Source organism: Kibdelosporangium persicum (genome assembly GCF_013280595.1).
GTDB classification, from domain to species: Bacteria; Actinomycetota; Actinomycetes; order Mycobacteriales; family Pseudonocardiaceae; genus Kibdelosporangium; species Kibdelosporangium persicum.
In genome coordinates, this window is the sequence record NZ_JAAATY010000060.1 from 1 (window position 1) to 18,213 (window position 18,213).

12 protein-coding genes and 3 rRNA genes are annotated in these 18,213 nt (G+C 65.5%); 1 reads left to right on the forward strand and 14 read right to left on the reverse strand.

Annotation, left to right across the window (positions count from 1 at the left end; all coding sequences use genetic code 11):
• Positions 1 to 54: 54 nt before the first annotated feature.
• The 13 genes from rrf to argC form a co-directional block, all read right to left on the reverse strand.
• A 5S ribosomal RNA gene (gene rrf / locus GC106_RS46020) occupies positions 55 to 171 on the reverse strand.
• Between the two features lie 85 nt (positions 172 to 256).
• Positions 257 to 3,376 (reverse strand): 23S ribosomal RNA (locus tag GC106_RS46025).
• 306 nt (positions 3,377 to 3,682) lie between these two features.
• A 16S ribosomal RNA gene (locus GC106_RS46030) occupies positions 3,683 to 5,201 on the reverse strand.
• Together the 16S, 23S and 5S rRNA genes form the textbook arrangement of a ribosomal RNA operon.
• 517 nt (positions 5,202 to 5,718) lie before the next feature.
• Positions 5,719 to 6,993, reverse strand: a complete 1,275-nt coding sequence (gene tyrS, locus GC106_RS46035; protein WP_173142521.1) for a tyrosine--tRNA ligase — start codon at positions 6,991 to 6,993, stop codon at positions 5,719 to 5,721.
• Between the two features lie 98 nt (positions 6,994 to 7,091).
• Positions 7,092 to 7,703 carry a DNA-3-methyladenine glycosylase gene (locus GC106_RS46040; RefSeq protein ID WP_173142522.1) on the reverse strand — a complete coding sequence of 204 codons (612 nt, stop codon included), beginning with the start codon at positions 7,701 to 7,703 and terminating at the stop codon, positions 7,092 to 7,094.
• A complete protein-coding gene (locus GC106_RS46045; RefSeq protein ID WP_173142523.1) occupies positions 7,700 to 8,287 on the reverse strand; it encodes a VOC family protein in 588 nt (195 codons plus the stop codon). Before GC106_RS46045 ends, GC106_RS46040 begins: the two co-directional genes overlap by 4 nt.
• Before the next feature lie 72 nt (positions 8,288 to 8,359).
• On the reverse strand, positions 8,360 to 9,760 hold the full coding sequence (gene argH / locus GC106_RS46050; protein ID WP_312873439.1) for an argininosuccinate lyase: 1,401 nt from the start codon (positions 9,758 to 9,760) through the stop codon (positions 8,360 to 8,362).
• Between the two features lie 61 nt (positions 9,761 to 9,821).
• Positions 9,822 to 10,319 carry an arginine repressor gene (locus GC106_RS46055; protein WP_173142524.1) on the reverse strand — a complete coding sequence of 166 codons (498 nt, stop codon included), beginning with the start codon at positions 10,317 to 10,319 and terminating at the stop codon, positions 9,822 to 9,824.
• On the reverse strand, positions 10,316 to 11,242 hold the full coding sequence (argF, locus tag GC106_RS46060) for an ornithine carbamoyltransferase (protein WP_173142525.1): 927 nt from the start codon (positions 11,240 to 11,242) through the stop codon (positions 10,316 to 10,318). Before argF ends, GC106_RS46055 begins: the two co-directional genes overlap by 4 nt.
• Positions 11,239 to 12,399 (reverse strand): acetylornithine transaminase, encoded by a 1,161-nt coding sequence (locus GC106_RS46065; protein WP_173142526.1) that lies wholly within the window; start codon positions 12,397 to 12,399, stop codon positions 11,239 to 11,241. Before GC106_RS46065 ends, argF begins: the two co-directional genes overlap by 4 nt.
• On the reverse strand, positions 12,399 to 13,283 hold the full coding sequence (argB, locus tag GC106_RS46070; RefSeq protein WP_173142527.1) for an acetylglutamate kinase: 885 nt from the start codon (positions 13,281 to 13,283) through the stop codon (positions 12,399 to 12,401). The genes GC106_RS46065 and argB overlap by 1 nt, the downstream gene beginning before the upstream one ends.
• Positions 13,280 to 14,452, reverse strand: coding sequence for a bifunctional glutamate N-acetyltransferase/amino-acid acetyltransferase ArgJ (argJ, locus tag GC106_RS46075; protein ID WP_173142528.1), 1,173 nt, complete (start codon positions 14,450 to 14,452; stop codon positions 13,280 to 13,282). Before argJ ends, argB begins: the two co-directional genes overlap by 4 nt.
• Positions 14,449 to 15,477, reverse strand: coding sequence for an N-acetyl-gamma-glutamyl-phosphate reductase (gene argC / locus GC106_RS48580; RefSeq protein WP_173142529.1), 1,029 nt, complete (start codon positions 15,475 to 15,477; stop codon positions 14,449 to 14,451). Before argC ends, argJ begins: the two co-directional genes overlap by 4 nt.
• 216 nt (positions 15,478 to 15,693) lie before the next feature.
• Between argC and GC106_RS46085 the strand changes: the two genes are divergently transcribed.
• Positions 15,694 to 16,764, forward strand: a complete 1,071-nt coding sequence (locus GC106_RS46085; RefSeq protein WP_173142530.1) for a serine hydrolase domain-containing protein — start codon at positions 15,694 to 15,696, stop codon at positions 16,762 to 16,764.
• On the opposite strand, the gene GC106_RS46090 is transcribed toward GC106_RS46085, so the two are convergent.
• A complete protein-coding gene (locus tag GC106_RS46090; RefSeq protein WP_173142531.1) occupies positions 16,757 to 18,187 on the reverse strand; it encodes an amidohydrolase in 1,431 nt (476 codons plus the stop codon). The two genes, GC106_RS46085 and GC106_RS46090, sit on opposite strands and share 8 nt — an antisense overlap.
• Positions 18,188 to 18,213: the final 26 nt, after the last annotated feature.

An 18,213-nucleotide genomic window follows, 5' to 3' on the forward strand; every position in this document is an offset into this window, starting at 1 on the left:
CATGACATGCGGAAAAGGCCCCACAGATACCTGTGGGGCCCTTCCGGAAATAAATTACGGCGACGACCTACTCTCCCACACCGTACCCAGTGCAGTACCATCGGCGCTGAAGAGCTTAGCTTCCGGGTTCGGAATGGGACCGGGCGTTTCCTCTTCGCTATTATCACCGTAAACCTATGAAATTCACAGACCACACCCCACCCGAGGTGCCCAGCCTGGTATCTCAGAAACCGTACAGTGGATGCGTAACACCTTTGTGAACAAGTCCTCGGCCTATTAGTACCAGTCAACTCCACACGTTACCGCGCTTCCATCTCTGGCCTATCAACCCAGTCGTCTAGCTGGGAGCCTTACCCTATAAAAGGTGGGAGACCTCATCTTGGAACGAGCTTCCCGCTTAGATGCCTTCAGCGGTTATCCCTTCCGAACGTAGCCAACCAGCCATGCCCCTGGCGGAACAACTGGCACACCAGAGGTTCGTCCGTCCCGGTCCTCTCGTACTAGGGACAGCCTTCCTCAAGTCTCCTACGCGCGCGGCGGATAGGGACCGAACTGTCTCACGACGTTCTAAACCCAGCTCGCGTACCGCTTTAATGGGCGAACAGCCCAACCCTTGGGACCTACTCCGGCCCCAGGATGCGACGAGCCGACATCGAGGTGCCAAACCATGCCGTCGATATGGACTCTTGGGCAAGATCAGCCTGTTATCCCCGGGGTACCTTTTATCCGTTGAGCGACCACGCTTCCACAAGCCATGGCCGGATCACTAGTTCCGACTTTCGTCCCTGCTCGACCCGTCAGTCTCACAGTCAAGCCCCCTTGTGCACTTGCACTCAACACCTGATTGCCAACCAGGCTGAGGGAACCTTTGAGCGCCTCCGTTACCCTTTAGGAGGCAACCGCCCCAGTTAAACTACCCACCAGGCACTGTCCCTGAACCAGATCATGGTCCGAGGTTAGACACCCAATTCGACCAGAGTGGTATTTCAACAACGACTCCACCCGAACTAGCGTCCGAGCTTCACAGTCTCCCACCTATCCTACACAAGCCGAACCGAGCACCAATACCAAGCTATAGTAAAGGTCCCGGGGTCTTTCCGTCCTGCCGCGCGTAACGAGCATCTTTACTCGTAGTGCAATTTCACCGGGCCTGTGGTTGAGACAGCCGAGAAGTCGTTACGCCATTCGTGCAGGTCGGAACTTACCCGACAAGGAATTTCGCTACCTTAGGATGGTTATAGTTACCACCGCCGTTTACTGGCGCTTAAATTCTGAGCTTCGCCACACAAGGTGACTAACCCGTCCTCTTAACGTTCCAGCACCGGGCAGGCGTCAGTCCGTATACATCGTCTTACGACTTCGCACGGACCTGTGTTTTTAGTAAACAGTCGCTTCTCGCTGGTCTCTGCGGCCACACAACGCTCCAGGAGTAAATCCCTTCACGCCACACGGCCCCCCTTCTCCCGAAGTTACGGGGGCATTTTGCCGAGTTCCTTAACCACAGTTCACCCGAACGCCTCAGTATTCTCTACCTGACCACCTGTGTCGGTTTAGGGTACGGGCCGCTTGAACACTCACTAGAGGCTTTTCTCGGCAGCATAGGATCATCCACTTCGCCTCAATCGGCTACGCATCACGTCTCAGGCTCAATGGTGTGCGGATTTGCCTACACACCGCCCTACACGCTTACACCAGTACATCCACTCACTGGCGGAACTACCTTCCTGCGTCACCCCATCGCTTGACTAATACCAGTTCAGGTCCCACGCTCCACCACATGAATCGCCCGAAGGCTCAACACATAGCTTTGGGTGGTTAGTATCGCTGGGTTCATCATGGGCGCGTTCACGCGGGTACGGGAATATCAACCCGTTGTCCATCGACTACGCCTGTCGGCCTCGCCTTAGGTCCCGACTTACCCTGGGCGGATTAGCCTGGCCCAGGAACCCTTGGTCATCCGGCGGCAGAGGTTCTCACTCTGCTATCGCTACTCATGCCTGCATTCTCACTCCCACACCCTCCACGAGTCGTTTCCACGCTCGCTTCCAGGGGTGCAGGACGCTCCCCTACCCATCCATGCCACTGCAGAGACACTCGAAAGCATCACTGGATGTATATGCATGAATGACACAGCTTCGGCGGTACGCTTAAGCCCCGCTACATTGTCGGCGCAGGACCACTTGACCAGTGAGCTATTACGCACTCTTTCAAGGATGGCTGCTTCTAAGCCAACCTCCTGGTTGTCTGGGCGACCCCACATCCTTTCCCACTTAGCGCACACTTAGGGGCCTTAGCTGGTGTTCTGGGCTGTTTCCCTCTCGACTACGAAGCTTATCCCCCGCAGTCTCACTGCCGCACTCTCACACGATGGTATTCGGAGTTTGGTTGACTTCAGTAAGCTTGTAGGCCCCCTAGGCCATCCAGTGCTCTACCCCCACCGTGAAACATACGACGCTGCACCTAAATGCATTTCGGGGAGAACCAGCTATCACGGAGTTTGATTGGCCTTTCACCCCTACCCACAGCTCATCCCCCAGGTTTTCAACCCTGGTGGGTTCGGGCCTCCACACCGTCTTACCGGCGCTTCACCCTGGCCATGGGTAGATCACTCCGCTTCGGGTCTAGACCACGCGACTCAACGCCCTCTTCAGACTCGCTTTCGCTACGGCTACCCCACACGGGTTAACCTCGCCACGCAGCACTAACTCGCAGGCTCATTCTTCAAAAGGCACGCCATCACCCCGAAAGGCTCTGACGGCTTGTAGGCACACGGTTTCAGGTACTCTTTCACTCCCCTCCCGGGGTACTTTTCACCTTTCCCTCACGGTACTAGTCCGCTATCGGTCACCAGGAAGTATTTAGGCTTAACGGGTGGTCCCGCCAAATTCACAGCAAATTCCACGAGCTCGCTGCTACTCGGGAACACCACCAAGAGAGATCACGCGCTTTCGCCTAAGGGACTCTCACCCTCTACGGTTCAGCTTTCCAGACTGATTCGACTAGCAACATGATTTTATGACTCTCCGCTGAGTTGACAGCCCCAGCCAGTGGGTCCCACGACCCCCACTACGCAACCCCTGTCAGGTATCACACGCAGTAGGTTTAGCCTCATCCGCTTTCGCTCGCCACTACTCACGGAATCACGGTTGTTTTCTCTTCCTACGGGTACTGAGATGTTTCACTTCCCCGCGTTCCCTCCACACACCCTATATATTCAGGTGCAGGTGACACCCCATAACGGGTGCCGGGTTTCCCCATTCGGAAATCCTCGGATCACAGCTCGGTTGACAGCTCCCCGAGGCATATCGCAGCCTCCCACGTCCTTCATCGGCTCCTGATGCCAAGGCATCCACCGTATGCCCTTAACAACTTGACCACAAAGATGCTCGCATCCACTGTACAGTTCTCAAACACCACACCAGAAAGCCGCCCACTACTGAGAACACCTCTTCCAGGTCACCCTGGCCGGTTTGAACTCGGAGCAACTCCGGTCACCAGAAGCCTCGCACGCCTACGCGTGTTGCCTCAGGACCCAACAGTGTGCCGACCCATCTGCGCTGTCTGAGCGCCGAAAACCAGTAGTTCCACGATTCTTTGAGCTCCACCCAGCGAACATACGCCGCTGCTAGTGGCCTCCCACTCGACAAAGCTTCAGACTCTGCGAGGGTCGAATGCTCCTTAGAAAGGAGGTGATCCAGCCGCACCTTCCGGTACGGCTACCTTGTTACGACTTCGTCCCAATCGCCAGTCCCACCTTCGACCACTCCCTCCCACAAGGGGTTAGGCCGTGGGCTTCGGGTGTTACCGACTTTCGTGACGTGACGGGCGGTGTGTACAAGGCCCGGGAACGTATTCACCGCAGCGTTGCTGATCTGCGATTACTAGCGACTCCGACTTCATGGGGTCGAGTTGCAGACCCCAATCCGAACTGAGACCAGCTTTAAGGGATTCGCTCCACCTCACGGTCTCGCAGCCCTCTGTACTAGCCATTGTAGCATGTGTGAAGCCCTGGACATAAGGGGCATGATGACTTGACGTCATCCCCACCTTCCTCCGAGTTGACCCCGGCAGTCTCCCATGAGTCCCCGGCATTACCCGCTGGCAACATGGAACGAGGGTTGCGCTCGTTGCGGGACTTAACCCAACATCTCACGACACGAGCTGACGACAGCCATGCACCACCTGCACACCAACCACAAGGGAAGCCCTATCTCTAGGGATGTCTGGCGCATGTCAAGCCCAGGTAAGGTTCTTCGCGTTGCATCGAATTAATCCACATGCTCCGCCGCTTGTGCGGGCCCCCGTCAATTCCTTTGAGTTTTAGCCTTGCGGCCGTACTCCCCAGGCGGGGCGCTTAATGCGTTAGCTACGGCACGGAACCCGTGGAAAGAGCCCCACACCTAGCGCCCAACGTTTACGGCGTGGACTACCAGGGTATCTAATCCTGTTCGCTCCCCACGCTTTCGCTCCTCAGCGTCAGTATCGGCCCAGAGACCCGCCTTCGCCACCGGTGTTCCTCCTGATATCTGCGCATTTCACCGCTACACCAGGAATTCCAGTCTCCCCTACCGAACTCAAGTCTGCCCGTATCGACCGCAAGCCCAGGGTTAAGCCCCAGGTTTTCACGACCGACGCAACAAACCGCCTACGAGCTCTTTACGCCCAATAATTCCGGACAACGCTCGCACCCTACGTATTACCGCGGCTGCTGGCACGTAGTCAGCCGGTGCTTCTTCTCCAGGTACCGTCACTCTCGCTTCGTCCCTGGCGAAAGAGGTTTACAACCCGAAGGCCGTCATCCCTCACGCGGCGTCGCTGCGTCAGGCTTTCGCCCATTGCGCAATATTCCCCACTGCTGCCTCCCGTAGGAGTCTGGGCCGTGTCTCAGTCCCAGTGTGGCCGGTCGCCCTCTCAGGCCGGCTACCCGTCGTCGCCTTGGTAGGCCATCACCCCACCAACAAGCTGATAGGCCGCGGGCTCATCCTGCACCGCCGGAACTTTCCACCCCATTGGATGCCCAACGAAGTCGTATCCGGTATTAGACCCAGTTTCCCGGGCTTATCCCAGAGTGCAGGGCAGATTACCCACGTGTTACTCACCCGTTCGCCGCTCGTGTACCCCGAAGGGCCTTACCGCTCGACTTGCATGTGTTAAGCACGCCGCCAGCGTTCGTCCTGAGCCAGGATCAAACTCTCCAACAATGCTCTAGTTGAAAAATTCGACGTCCTGACAAACCAGAACCAATCTGGTCCATCTGTCCATCTCAAAGGAACCTCACGACGAGGTTCATATAAAAGCTCTACTGGCTTTCAATAGATCGACACACTGTTGAGTTCTCAAACAACACACGCACATTCATCAGAGGCCGCGTCAACGGCGCCTTCAGAAGGCTTGCACTTCCAGGTTTTTGGTCTTGCGCTCGTCCCCCGGTTTCCGGGGCCCGTTCCGCGCTGACTTGGAATAAGTTACACGCCCGCCAACGAGAGGTCAAATCGCGCCCCTCAAGCCCCGCTGCCAGGCAAAGCCGCAGGTGAGCGGCCCTGCAACGGGGCTAGACCCACGCTATCGGACCTCAGCCAACTTGCAAGTGTGTCGCCCATCACACGAAGAAGTTTTCCGAGCCCGGTTCTGATCATGAAAAGTTGCCTTGACCTGGGCAAACATACGAACAGGCCGCCAGTCGTATCGACTGACGGCCTGTGCTACGGAGGTACCCGATCAGGGCGAGACGCGGACTCCCGCGGTGTTGCGCTTGCCCTTCCGGACCACGAGCCACTTGCCGTGCAGCAGGTCGTCGGCCGTCGGACGCCAGTCCTCCGAGGTGATACGCGTGTTGTTCACGTACGCGCCTCCCTCGCCGACAGTCCGCCGAGCAGCCCCATTGCCTGCGACGAGGCCGGAGGCCACCAGCACCTCGACGATCGTCGGCTGGTCAGCGAGCCGCACGTCGCCCGTCGGCACCTCCGCCATCGCGGCGTCCAACGTGCCGGCGTCCAGCTCACGCAGCTCGCCCCGGCCGAACAGGGCCTGGGACGCCGCGATCACCTGCCGGGTCTCCTTCTCCCCGTGCACGAGGTCGGTGAACTCCTGGGCCAGCCGTTTCTGCGCGGCCCTCAGCTGCGGCTTCTCCTCGGTCTGCCGCGTCAGCTCCTCGATCTCGGCACGCGGCACGAACGTCAGCATGCGCAGGTACTTCAGCGCTTCCGCGTCGTCCGCGTTCACGAAGTACTGGTACCAGGCGTACGGCGAGGTCATCGCCGGATCGAGCCAGACGTTCCCGCCACCGGTGGACTTGCCGAACTTGCGGCCCTGCGAGTCCGTGACCAGCGGCGCGGTCAGCGCGTGCACGCTCTTCTGCTCGACCTTCCTGACCAGGTCCACGCCGCCGACGATGTTGCCCCACTGGTCCTGGCCGCCGATCTGCAGCGTGCAGCCGTGCTTGCGGTAGAGCTGCAGGTAGTCGTTGGACTGCAGAAGCAGGTAGCTGAACTCGGTGTACGACATGCCGTCGCTGTCGAGCCTGCGCTTGACCGTTTCTCGCGCCAGCATCACGTTGACCGAGAAGTGCTTGCCGACGTCCCGCAGGAACTCCGTGACCGGCATGTCGCCGGTCCAGGTCAGGTTGTTCTCGACCAGCGCGCCGGTCGGCGAGTCGTCGAAGTCGACGAACCGTTCCAGCTGGCCGCGGATCCGCTCGGTCCACTCGGCCACGACGTCCAGCGGGTTCATCGTGCGCTCGCCGGTGTCCCGCGGGTCGCCGATCATCCCGGTCGCGCCGCCGGCCAGCACGATCGGCCGGTGCCCGGCCTTCTGGAACCGGCTCAGGCCCAGCAGCGGGACCAGGTTGCCGGCGTGCAGGCTGGGCGCGGTCGGGTCGAAGCCGCAATAGAGGGTGAGCGGGCCCGAGTCGAGATCACGGCGCAGGGCATCGAGGTCGGTGGACTGCGCGATCAGGCCGCGCCAGGACAACTCGTCAAGGATGTGCTCACTCACGGTCCTCATCATGCCCCACCACGCGAACGGTTATGGCAGGCGTTGACGTCCCTTGAGCGGAGCGTCTTCGCCGGTCCGCCGTGCAGCGGACCGGGGTGTCACGAGAGTTGCCGTGACCGTTTCCCGCCCCGGCGGTACACGCTCACGGCAGGTGAATCCACCCAGAACCGCCACGGCACATCCATCGCGACGGCGACGCCCACCCGTGGGCCGCTGTAGATCTCACCGACGGGTTCGCCCTCGTAGATCCGGATCGGCGAATCGGGGTCCGTGAGGTCGACGCCGTTCTGTGCCCGGTCGATGCCCAGCACGCCGGTCAGCCTGGCCGGGCCTTTGGCCAGTTCGGCGTCCTTGCGGGCGGTGGGCCTGCGGGTGCGGGCGAGTTCGAGGCCGTCGACCACCTCCCCCGCACGCAGCAGGACCGCGCCGGGAACGCCGTCGGTCAGCGACACGATGTTGGCGCAGAAGTGCATGCCGTAGACGAAGTAGACGTAGAGGTGGCCTGCCGGGCCGAACATCACGTCGTTACGGGCGGTCCGGCCCCGGTAGCAGTGCGAGGCGGGGTCGTCGCCGCCTCGATACGCCTCCACCTCCACCAACCGGACCCGGACGATCCCTTCCGGACTATGGGACTCCAGCACGCTGCCGAGCAGGATCTTCGACGCGTCAACGGGATCGATGGCCAGTTCCTCGCGAGTCAGTTGCCTCACCGCAGGACCACTTCACCGTTCGGGGTCCGCAGCACCGCGAGCAAGCCGAACGGGCCCTGGTTGACCACCAGGTGTTCGCCGAGCGCCTCCAGTCCTTTGTGGACTTCCTCGGGCGTCGGGTGGAAACCGGTGAGGGAGACCAGTTCCTGGCCTGGCGGCAGGGACTCGGTGGGGTGCGGCGTGCCGCCCCAGTCGATCAGGAACGGCATGATGCCCGCCGTCATCGGCGTGAGCTGCCATTCCAGCAGCACACCGTCCGGGCGCCTGCGGGACATCGGCAGGACCGGCCCGGGGTCGTAGCCCTTGGTCTTCGCGCGACCCACCACGTCATGGATGTCCCGCACGCGCACAGCCCAGGCCACCAGCCGGGGTTCGGTCAGCTCGTCGATGCCGAACGGACGCGGCTCGTCGGGCTCCGGCTGGTCCGGGTCGGGTCCGATCACCTCGAGGTACGCACCGTCGCCGAGGCCGGCCAGCAGGTTGCGGGTGCCCCGGCCGACGTGGCTGCCGCCCTCACTCAGGTCGATGCCTAAGCCGTCCGCGCGGGCCAGGTCCGGCATCGCGTACACGAGGTGGTCGATCAAGCGTCTCCCCTTTCGCCGGACACCACGATGCCATGGCCACGGCGGGCCGTGGTGCGGCGGTTCGCTCGCTGCTCAGGGCTTGAGCCACGCCCGGTGGTCCTGCAGACGAGCGACCAGCCGCTCACGCTGCTCGGCGACGCGACTTGGCGCGGTACCGCCGTACGCGTCGCGCGACGCGATCGACCCGGCGACGGTCAGCACGTCACGGACCTTCGGCGTCAGCCTTGGGTTGATCTCGGCGAACTCGGCGTCGGTGAGCTCGTCCAGGCCGACACCGCGAGCCTCGGCCGCGCGGACGCACGCGCCCGCCGCTTCGTGCGCGACGCGGAACGGGACGCCTTCGCGGACCAGCCACTCGGCGATGTCCGTCGCCAGGGTGAAGCCCTGCGGCGCGAGCTCGGCCATCCGGCCGGTGTCGAACGTCAGCGTGCCGACCATCCCGGCGATCGCGGGCAGCAGCAGCTCGAGCTGCTCGACCGAGTCGAACAGCGGCTCCTTGTCCTCCTGCAGGTCACGGTTGTACGCCAGCGGCTGCGCCTTCAGCGTCGCCAGCAGGCCGGTCAGGTTGCCGATCAGCCGGCCGGACTTGCCCCTGGTCAGCTCGGCGACGTCGGGGTTCTTCTTCTGCGGCATGATCGAACTGCCGGTGGCCCACGCGTCGTCGAGCACCGCGTAGCGGAACTCCGCGGTGGTCCAGATGATCACTTCCTCGGCCACGCGGGAGAGGTTCACCCCCAGCATGGCCAGCACGAACGCGATCTCGGCGGCGAAGTCACGGGACGCCGTGCCGTCGATCGAGTTCTCCACCGGCCCGTCGAAACCCAGGTCAGCGGCCACGGCCGCCGGGTCGAGACCGAGCGAGGAACCCGCCAGGGCGCCCGAGCCGTACGGCGAGCGCGCCGCGCGGGCGTCCCAGTCGCGCAGCCGCTCGATGTCCCTGGTCAGGGACTGTGCGTGGGCCAGCAGGTGGTGTGCGAGCAAGACCGGCTGCGCGTGCTGCAGGTGCGTACGGCCAGGCATGACCGCGGTGTCGTGCTGTGTCGCCTGAGCCACGAGCGCGTCGATGACGTCGAGGGTTCCCGCGGCGATCCGGCGGGCGGCGTCCCGCAGCCACATCCGGAACAGCGTCGCCACCTGGTCGTTCCTCGACCTGCCCGCACGCAGCTTGCCACCGAGTTCGGCTCCGGCGCGTTCGATCAGGCCGCGTTCGAGGGCCGTGTGCACGTCCTCGTCGGCGATGGTCGGGGTGAACGCGCCCGACACGACGTCGGCCTCAAGCCTGTCCAGCGCCTTGAGCATGCCTTCGAGCTCGTCGTCGGTCAGCAGGCCCGCTCGGCGCAGGACCCGGGCGTGCGCCCGTGATCCGGCGATGTCGTGCCTGGCCAGCCGCCAGTCGAAGTGCGTCGACGCGGACAGCGCCGCCATCGCGTCGGCCGGGCCAGCGGCGAACCGTCCGCCCCACAACGAACTCACAGTGCAAACTCCCTGCTCACAGCTCGTGAGTGGTTATCAGGGTTAGAACCCGGACAAACACTCACGAGGGGTCTTTTAGTCCGGCCATTGTGCTGAAGCGGTCGGCCAGGTCCGCACCGGTGAGCGGTTCACGGGCGATCACCAGCACAGTGTCGTCGCCCGCGATCGTTCCCACCACCTCGTGCAGCGCCGCCCGGTCGATCGCGCTGGCCAGGAACTGCGCTGCCCCTGGCGGGGTGCGCAGCACGGTGAGGTTGGCCGAGTAGTCGGCCGAGACGAGCACTTCGCCGAGCAGCCGCGTCAGCCGGGTGGTGCCGCCCTGCACGCCGCGTACCGGCGAGCCGTCCTCGGGAATGACGTACACGGGCGCGCCGGCGTCCGGACCGCGCAGCTTGACCGCACCGAGCTCGTCGAGGTCGCGCGATAACGTCGCCTGAGTGACCTCGACTCCTTCCGCGGCAAGGATCTTGGCGAGCTCGGTCTGGCTGCGGATGGCCATCGTGGAGACGAGCTCCACGATCCGCGCCTGCCGGGCGACCCGGGTGCCCGCGCTGGTCACGACTGCTCCACCAGCCAGGTCAACAGGGCCTTCTGGGCGTGCAGCCGGTTCTCCGCCTCGTCCCACACCGCGCTGGCCGGGCCGTCGATCACCTCGTCGGTGATCTCCCAGCCGCGGTGCGCGGGCAGGCAGTGCAGCACGATCGCCCCGGGCGCGGCCCGCTCCAGCAGCGCCGAGTTGATCTGCAGGCGCTTGAACGGGGTCACCCGGTCCCGGCCGTCGTTCTCCTGCCCCATCGAGGTCCACGTGTCCGTCGCGAGCACGTCGGCACCGTCCACTGCCTCGTGCGGGTCGGTCAGGATCGTGACGCTGCCGCCGGTTTCCTCGGCGCGCTTCCTGGCGTCGCCCACGAAATCGTCCTGCGGCTGGAAACCCTCCGGGGTGACCAGCCGGACGTGCAGGCCCGCGGTGACGCCGCCGAGCATCAGCGAGTGCGCCATGTTGTTGGCGCCGTCACCGAGGTACGTCAACGTCAGCCCGGCGAGCTTTCCCTTGCGTTCCCGGATGGTCTGCAGGTCGGCCAGCACCTGGCACGGGTGGAACTCGTCGGTCAGCGCGTTGACGACCGGGACCCTGGAGACCGACGCCATCGCCTCGATGCGCTTCTGCGCGAACGTCCGCCACACCACCCCGTGCACGTACCGCGACAGCACCCGTGAGGTGTCCTCGATGGTCTCCTCACGGCCGAGCTGCATCATCCGGCCGTCCACGATGATCGCCTGGCCGCCGAGCTGCGCGATGCCGGCCTCGAACGACAGCCGGGTGCGCGTCGAGTTCTTCTCGAACAGCACGGCGATGCTCTTCGGACCGGCCAACGGCTTGTGCCCCAACGGGTCCTTCTTCAACTCGTCGGCCAGGTCGAGCACGGCGAGCTGTTCCCGCGGTGTCAGGTCGTCGTCACGCAGGAAGTGCCTGACGGTCACAGTCCCTCCAAAGCTGCCGGCAGGTCGGCCACGAACCGGGCGGCGTCGTCGTGGTCGAGGATGAGTGGTGGCGCGAGCCGGATCACGTCCGGCTGGATCGGATTGATCAGATACCCGGCCTTCAGCGCGTTGGCCGCAGCCTCTTTGGACACCTTCTCCCGCAGCATGATACCGATCAGCAGGCCGGCGCCACGGACCCCGCCGACGAGCGGGTGCTCCAGGCCCTCGACACCCGCCGCGATCTCCTTGCCCACCGAGGAAACGTGGTCGAGCAGACCTTCGGACGCGATCGTGTTCAGCACAGCGAGACCGGCCGCGCAGCACACCGGATTGCCGCCGAACGTCGTGCCGTGATGTCCCGGCTGGAACAGGTTCGCCGTGTCGCCGACCGCGATGCACGCCCCGAGCGGCAACCCGCCGCCGAGGCCCTTGGCCAGGGTGATGACGTCCGGCACCACACCGGCCTGCTGGAACGCGAACCACGTGCCCAGCCGGCCGATCCCGGTCTGCACCTCGTCCAGGATCAGCAGGGCACCGTGCTTCGCGGTGATCTCCCGTGCCGCCTGGAGATATCCCTCCGGCGGAACGACAACGCCCTGCTCGCCCTGGATCGGCTCGACGACGAAGGCCGCGGTGTCACCGTCCACGGCGGACTCAAGCGCGGCCACGTCACCGTACGGGACATGCGTGACACCGGGCAGCAGCGGCTCGAACGGAGTGCGTTTGCCTTCCTGTCCGGTCAGCGTGAGCGCACCCATCGTGCGGCCGTGGAACCCGCCCTGGGTGGCCACGAGCTTGGTCCGGCCGGTGAGCCGGCTCAGTTTCAGCGCCGCCTCAACGGCTTCCGCGCCGGAGTTGGCGAACAGCACCTTGCCTTCGACACCGGCGACGTCGAGCAGGCGCTCGGCCAGCTCCAGGGCCACCAGGTTGATCTGCAGGTTCGAGGTGTGCCCGAGTTTGCCGATCTGCTCGGTCACCGCGGCCACGATCGCCGGATGCGCGTGGCCGAGCGCGTTCACCGCGATCCCGCTGACCAGGTCGAGGTATCGGTTGCCGTCGGTGTCCCAGACGTACGCGCCCTCGCCGCGCTCGATCCCCAACTGCGGCGTGCCGTAGTTGTTCATCATCGCGGCTTCCCACCGCTGCTGGAGCGTCATCACGCATCCCCTTCGTCTGGTAGCACCATCGTGCCCACGCCCTCGCTCGTGAACACCTCGAGCAGCACCGAATGCGCCAGCCTGCCGTCGATCACGTGCGCCCGCGGCACCCCGCCACGGACCGCGCGCAGGCACGCCTCCATCTTCGGCACCATGCCGCTGGCCAAGCCCGGCAACGCCTTTTCCAGGTCGGCCGCGCCGATCCGTTGCACCAACGAGGACTTGTCCGGCCAGTTCTTGTACAGCCCTTCGACGTCCGTCAGGACAACGAGTTTGCGCGCCTTCAGCGCCACCGCCAGTGCGGCGGCGGCGGTGTCCGCGTTCACGTTGTGCACGACGCCGTCCGCGTCCGGCGCCACAGTGGACACGACCGGAATCCGGCCCGCGGCGACGATGTCCTCCACCGCCGCCGGGTTGACGGTCACGACGTCGCCGACCAGTCCGAGGTCGACCTCCTCGCCGTCGATCTCCAGTCCCCGGCGCTCGGCGGTGAACAGATGCGCGTCCTCACCGGAGATCCCGACCGCGTACGGCCCGTGCGCGTTGATCAGCCCGACGAGCTCCCGGCCGACCTGGCCGACCAGCACCATGCGCACGACGTCCATCGCTTCCGGGGTGGTGACCCGCAGCCCGCCGCGGAACTCGCTCTCGATGCCGAGCTTGCCCAGCATCGCGCCGATCTGCGGCCCTCCGCCGTGCACGACCACCGGCCGGAGCCCGGCCAGCCGCAGGAACACCATGTCCTCGGCGAAGGCACGCTTGAGTTCCTCGTCGACCATGGCGTTGCCGCCGTACTTGACCACCACGAGCGCACCGTGGAACTCCTGCAACCACGGCAGAGCCTCGATGAGCACAGCCGCTTTGCGGTCCGCGTTGTTGTTCATGAGGAATACGCGCTGTTCTCTTCGACGTACCCGTGGGAGAGGTCAGTGGTCAGGATGGTCGCCTCGCCCTGACCGAGCGCCAGATCGATGACGATGTCGATGTCCCGGCCGGACAGGTCCGCGTTCGCCCTGTCCTCGCCGCGGGTTCCCTTGTCCATCACCCGGACGCCGTTGATGACGATCGACAGCTGGTCCGGGTCGATCCGCGCCTCGGCCCGGCCCAGCGCCATGGCGATCCGGCCCCAGTTCGGGTCGGAGCCGAACAACGCGGTCTTGACCAGGTTGTCCTCTGCCACAACACGTCCGATGTGGACGGCTTCGGACTCGGTCGCGGCGCCGGTGACGGTGATCGAGATTTCCTTGGTCACGCCTTCCGCGTCGCCTTGCAGCTGCTTGACCAGGTCCGCGCTCACTTCGGTGAGCAACTCCTCGAACTCCGCCGCGCCGGGCTTGGTCCCGGAGGCGCCGGAGGCGAGGACGAGCACGGAGTCGTTCGTGGACGTCCCGCCGTCGACGTCGAGGCGGTCGAACGTCCTCGAAGTCGCCTTCCGCAGCGCCGCTTCGAGAGTGTCCTTGTCCACGTCGGCGTCGGTGGTGATCACCGCGAGCATGGTCGCGAGGTTGGGCGCCAGCATGCCCGCGCCTTTCACGAAGCCACCGACCGACCAGCCCCGCTCGTGTGCCTTCCACGACTGCTTGGGCCGCGAGTCCGTGGTCATCACGCCCGTCGCCGCGTTCAGCCCGGCTTCCTGGGTGTCCCGCAGTGCCTGCGCCGCGAGGTCCACACCGGACAGGACGTTGTCCATCGGCAGGCGCTCGCCGATCAGGCCGGTCGAGCACACCGCGACCTCGATCGCACCGCACCCCAGCACTTCCGCGACCTTCTCGGCGGTCGCGTGCGTGTCCTGGAAGCCCTCAGGGCCGGTGCAGGCGTTCGCGCCGCCGGAGTTGAGCACGACCGCCTTGAGGCTGCGTTGCCTGAGCACCTGCTGCGACCACAGCACGGGGGCGGCTTTGACCTTGTTCGTGGTGAACACGCCCGCGGCCGCGTGGTTCGGGCCGTCGTTCACCACCAGCGTCAGGTCCAGGGCGCCGTTGCCCTTGATCCCCGCGGCGACGCCCGCGGCCCGGAAGCCGGCGGGTCCGGTGACACCCTTGTCACGGTTCACGGTGCGACTCCCACAGTCGAAAGCCCGGTCGTCTCGGGCAGCCCGAGAGCGATGTTCATGCACTGCACGGCGGCGCCGGCGGTGCCCTTGGTCAGGTTGTCGATGGTTCCGACGACGATCAGCCTGGCCAGATCCGGGTCGACCGTGACCTGCAACTGCACCGCGTTGGACGCCAGCACAGCACCGGTCGTCGGCCATGTCCCGGCCGGCAGGACGTGGATGAACGGCTCGTCGGCGTACGCCTTCTCATACGTGGCCAGAACGTCGTCGGCCGTCTTGCCCGGCCGCAACGTGGCACTGCACGTGGCCAGGATGCCGCGCGGCATCGGCGCGAGGACCGGCGTGAAGCTGACCGCGATCTTCTCCCCCGCGACCTTGCTGAGGTTCTGCGTGATCTCCGGCGTGTGCCGGTGCGTGCCACCGACCCCGTACGCACTGACCGAGCCCATCACCTCCGAGCCCAGCAGGTGCGGCTTCAGCGACTTGCCCGCGCCGGACGTGCCCGACACCGCGACGATGACCGCTTCGGGTTCGACCAGACCGTCCTGGAACGCGGGCGCCAACGCCAGCGAGGAGACCGTCGGATAGCAGCCGGGGACCGCGATTCGTTTCGCACCCCTGAGCTTTTCGCGCTGCCCGGGAAGTTCCGGCAGGCCGTACGGCCAGGTGCCCGCGTGGTCACCGCCGTACCATCGCTGCCAGTCCTGCCCGTCCTCCAGCCGATGGTCCGCGCCGCAGTCGATGACCAGGGTGTCCTCCCCCAGTTCGGCCGCGATCCTGGCGGACTTGCCGTGTGGAAGGGCGAGGACCACGACGTCGTGCCCGCTGAGCTCGTCGATGGTCGTGTCGCTGAGCACCCGGTCGGCAAGCGGCAGTAAATGCGGCTGGTACTGGCCAAGCCGCATACCGGCGCTCGCGCCCGCGGTCAGCGCCCCGATCTCGACGTCGGGATGCCCGAGCAGGAGGCGCAGCGCCTCACCGCCCGCGTACCCGCTCGCTCCGGCCACCCCTACCCTCACAGTCATATGGATGATTATGCACAACCATGCAAAGTCACTCAATCGCTACTGGTTGGAGATCACACCTTCGGTCCAAGGCCGTCACCGTGCTGTTTCCGCGCCGTCTCGGCTGTTTCGTCACAGGTTGAAGAAACTGTGTGTGTAGTCTCAGATGTTGTAACCGGGAATCCCGATACTGTCGGAGCCGGTAGGGCGATGAGTTTTCCGAGCGGGACGGGTCCCATGAGCATGGATTTGCGGAAGTACGTCGACTCCGGCCGGCTGCCGGGCGGGGTGACGCTGATCGCGCGCGGCGACGACGTCGAAGTGCGGACAGCCGGGCCGGTGGACCGGGATTTTCTCTTCCGGATCGCGTCGCTCACCAAGCCGGTCGTCGCGGCCGCCGTCATGCTGCTCGTCGAGGACGGCAGGATCGCGCTCGACAACCCGATCGGCAAGTGGCTGCCGGAACTGGCCGGACCGAAAGTCGTCCGCACGCCCCAAAGCCCTCCTGACGACGTCGTCCCGGCGAAGCGGCCGATCACCGTGTTCGACCTGCTGACGTTCCGCGCGGGCTGGGGCTTTCCCGACGACTTCACGCTTCCGGCCGTAGCGCCGCTGCTGGCGATGAGCCATCCCGCCGACATGCACGCGGCTCCCCCGCCGGACGAGTGGCTCACGACGCTGGCGGACGTGCCGCTGCTGCGCCAGCCTGGCGAAGCATGGTTGTACAACACCTGCTCGGACATCCAGGGTGTCCTGATCGCACGGGTCTGCGGCCAGTCGCTGCCGGACTTCCTGGCAGAGCGGGTGTTCGAACCGCTCGGCATGACCGACACCGGATTCACGGTGCCCGCTGCCAAGCGCGACCGGTTCACCACGGCGTACGGGCCCGACTTGCAGGTGATCGACCCGCCGGACGGCTCGTGGAGCAGGATGCCCGCGTTCCCGGCAGGCGCGGGCGGGCTGGTCTCCACCGCCGACGACCTGTGCCGGTTCGGGCGTGCGCTGCTCGGCGACAGCCTGCTGGCACGTGAGTCCGTCAAGCTGATGACCACTGATCACCTGACCGCCGACCAGCGCAAGGCCAGCGAGTTGTTCCTCGAGGGCCAGGGCTGGGGCTTCGGTGGCTCGGTCGACGTCGACACGCGCGCCCCGTGGAACGTGCCCGGTCGTTACGGCTGGATCGGCGGGACCGGGACGGCGGCACACATCATCCCGTCCACCGGCACGATCGCCATCCTGCTGACCCAGGTGATGATGAGCAGCCCGACACCGCCTGAGATCATGCGCGATTTCTGGCGCTCTATCTGAGGTGCGTCAGCCGGCCGCCGATCATCGTCAGCACGATGGGGATCTCACGAAGGTCGTGCGGCGCCAGGGTGCCCGGGTCGACCTCGGTCACCGTCAGGTCGGCCGGGTCACCCACCCGGATCTCCCGGCGGCCCCGGCTCGCCGCGGCCAGGGCGATGTCGAGAGCAATCGCTTGCTCAGGGTGCCAGGCGGGCCGCGTGTCGTCGGTCCGGCTGACCGCCGAGGCGATCCCGTCCCACGGGTCGAGCGGGGCGACCGGCGCGTCCGAGCCGATCTCCAACGTCGCTCCCGCGGCGAGCAAAGCCGCGTACGGGAAGGCGTTCCCGGTGCGGCCGGACCAGTGCCGGTCGGCGACATCCCGGTCGTCGGGCTGGTGTGCGGGCTGCACGCCGGCGACCACACCGAGCTCGGCGAACCGGGGGAGGTCGCCGGGGTGCACCAGCTGCGCGTGCTCGATCCGGCCCGGGCAGCCGACTTTGGCGAACGCGTCCAGCGCGATGGTGTTCGCCCGGTCGCCGATCGCGTGCACCGCGGGGGTGATCCCGTGGCGCGAAGCCTTCTGCATCAGCACAACCAGCTCGTCGAACGGCAACTCGAGCAAGCCGTGCGTGTCCTGGCCGGGATACGGGTCGTGACAGTACGCGGTGCGGGTGTTCAGGGAGCCGTCCACGAACAGCTTGTACGGCCCGACCTTCAGCATTCCGTCAGTGCCGGGGATGACGTCACCGGTGCGGTGGCCGCGTGCGATCGCGGAGTCCAGCAACGGCCGGGAGACCACTGCGGACACCCGGACGCCGGGCCGCCGCAAAGCCAACCGCCGCAGCCAGTCCGTCACCGTGTCCGCGTATTCGTAGTCCACGATCTCCGTCACGCCACGGGCCGCGGCCGCGTCGGTCGCGTCCAGCACCCACTCGTCGGTCGCCGCGGGGAGTTCGGCCGTCGCGGCCATGCAATCGTTCTCCAGCAAGACACCCGTCGGGTGGTCGCGCCCGATGAGCCGTAACGCCGCCGGGCTCAGCCAGAGCGTGTGCAAGTCATTGCTGAACAAGGCGACCGGTGTGCCCGGGAGCGCGCGCTCCAACAGGTCCTTGTGCGGCACGTCGGGCCAGGCGCCGTCCCGGAAACCGTGACCCATCACCAACTCCCCCGGCTTCGAGTCGGCCAGCCGGGCGATCGTGCCGACCGCTTCGGCCGCCGACTTCGCGTGCGCCAACGGAATGCGCCGCCGGGAGCCGGCCCACTGCGTCATGTGCACGTGCACGTCGACCAAACCGGGCAGCACGGTCCCGCCCTGGCCGTCGACGACCTCACCCGTGTGTGGCAGATCCGGACCAATCGCCGAAACGCGCCCGTCGGTCACGGCCACGTCCACCCGGGGCCCACCGATCCCGAGCCGGACATCACACAGTAGTAACGCGGTCACGCTCGCCACGCTACACGGCGGATACA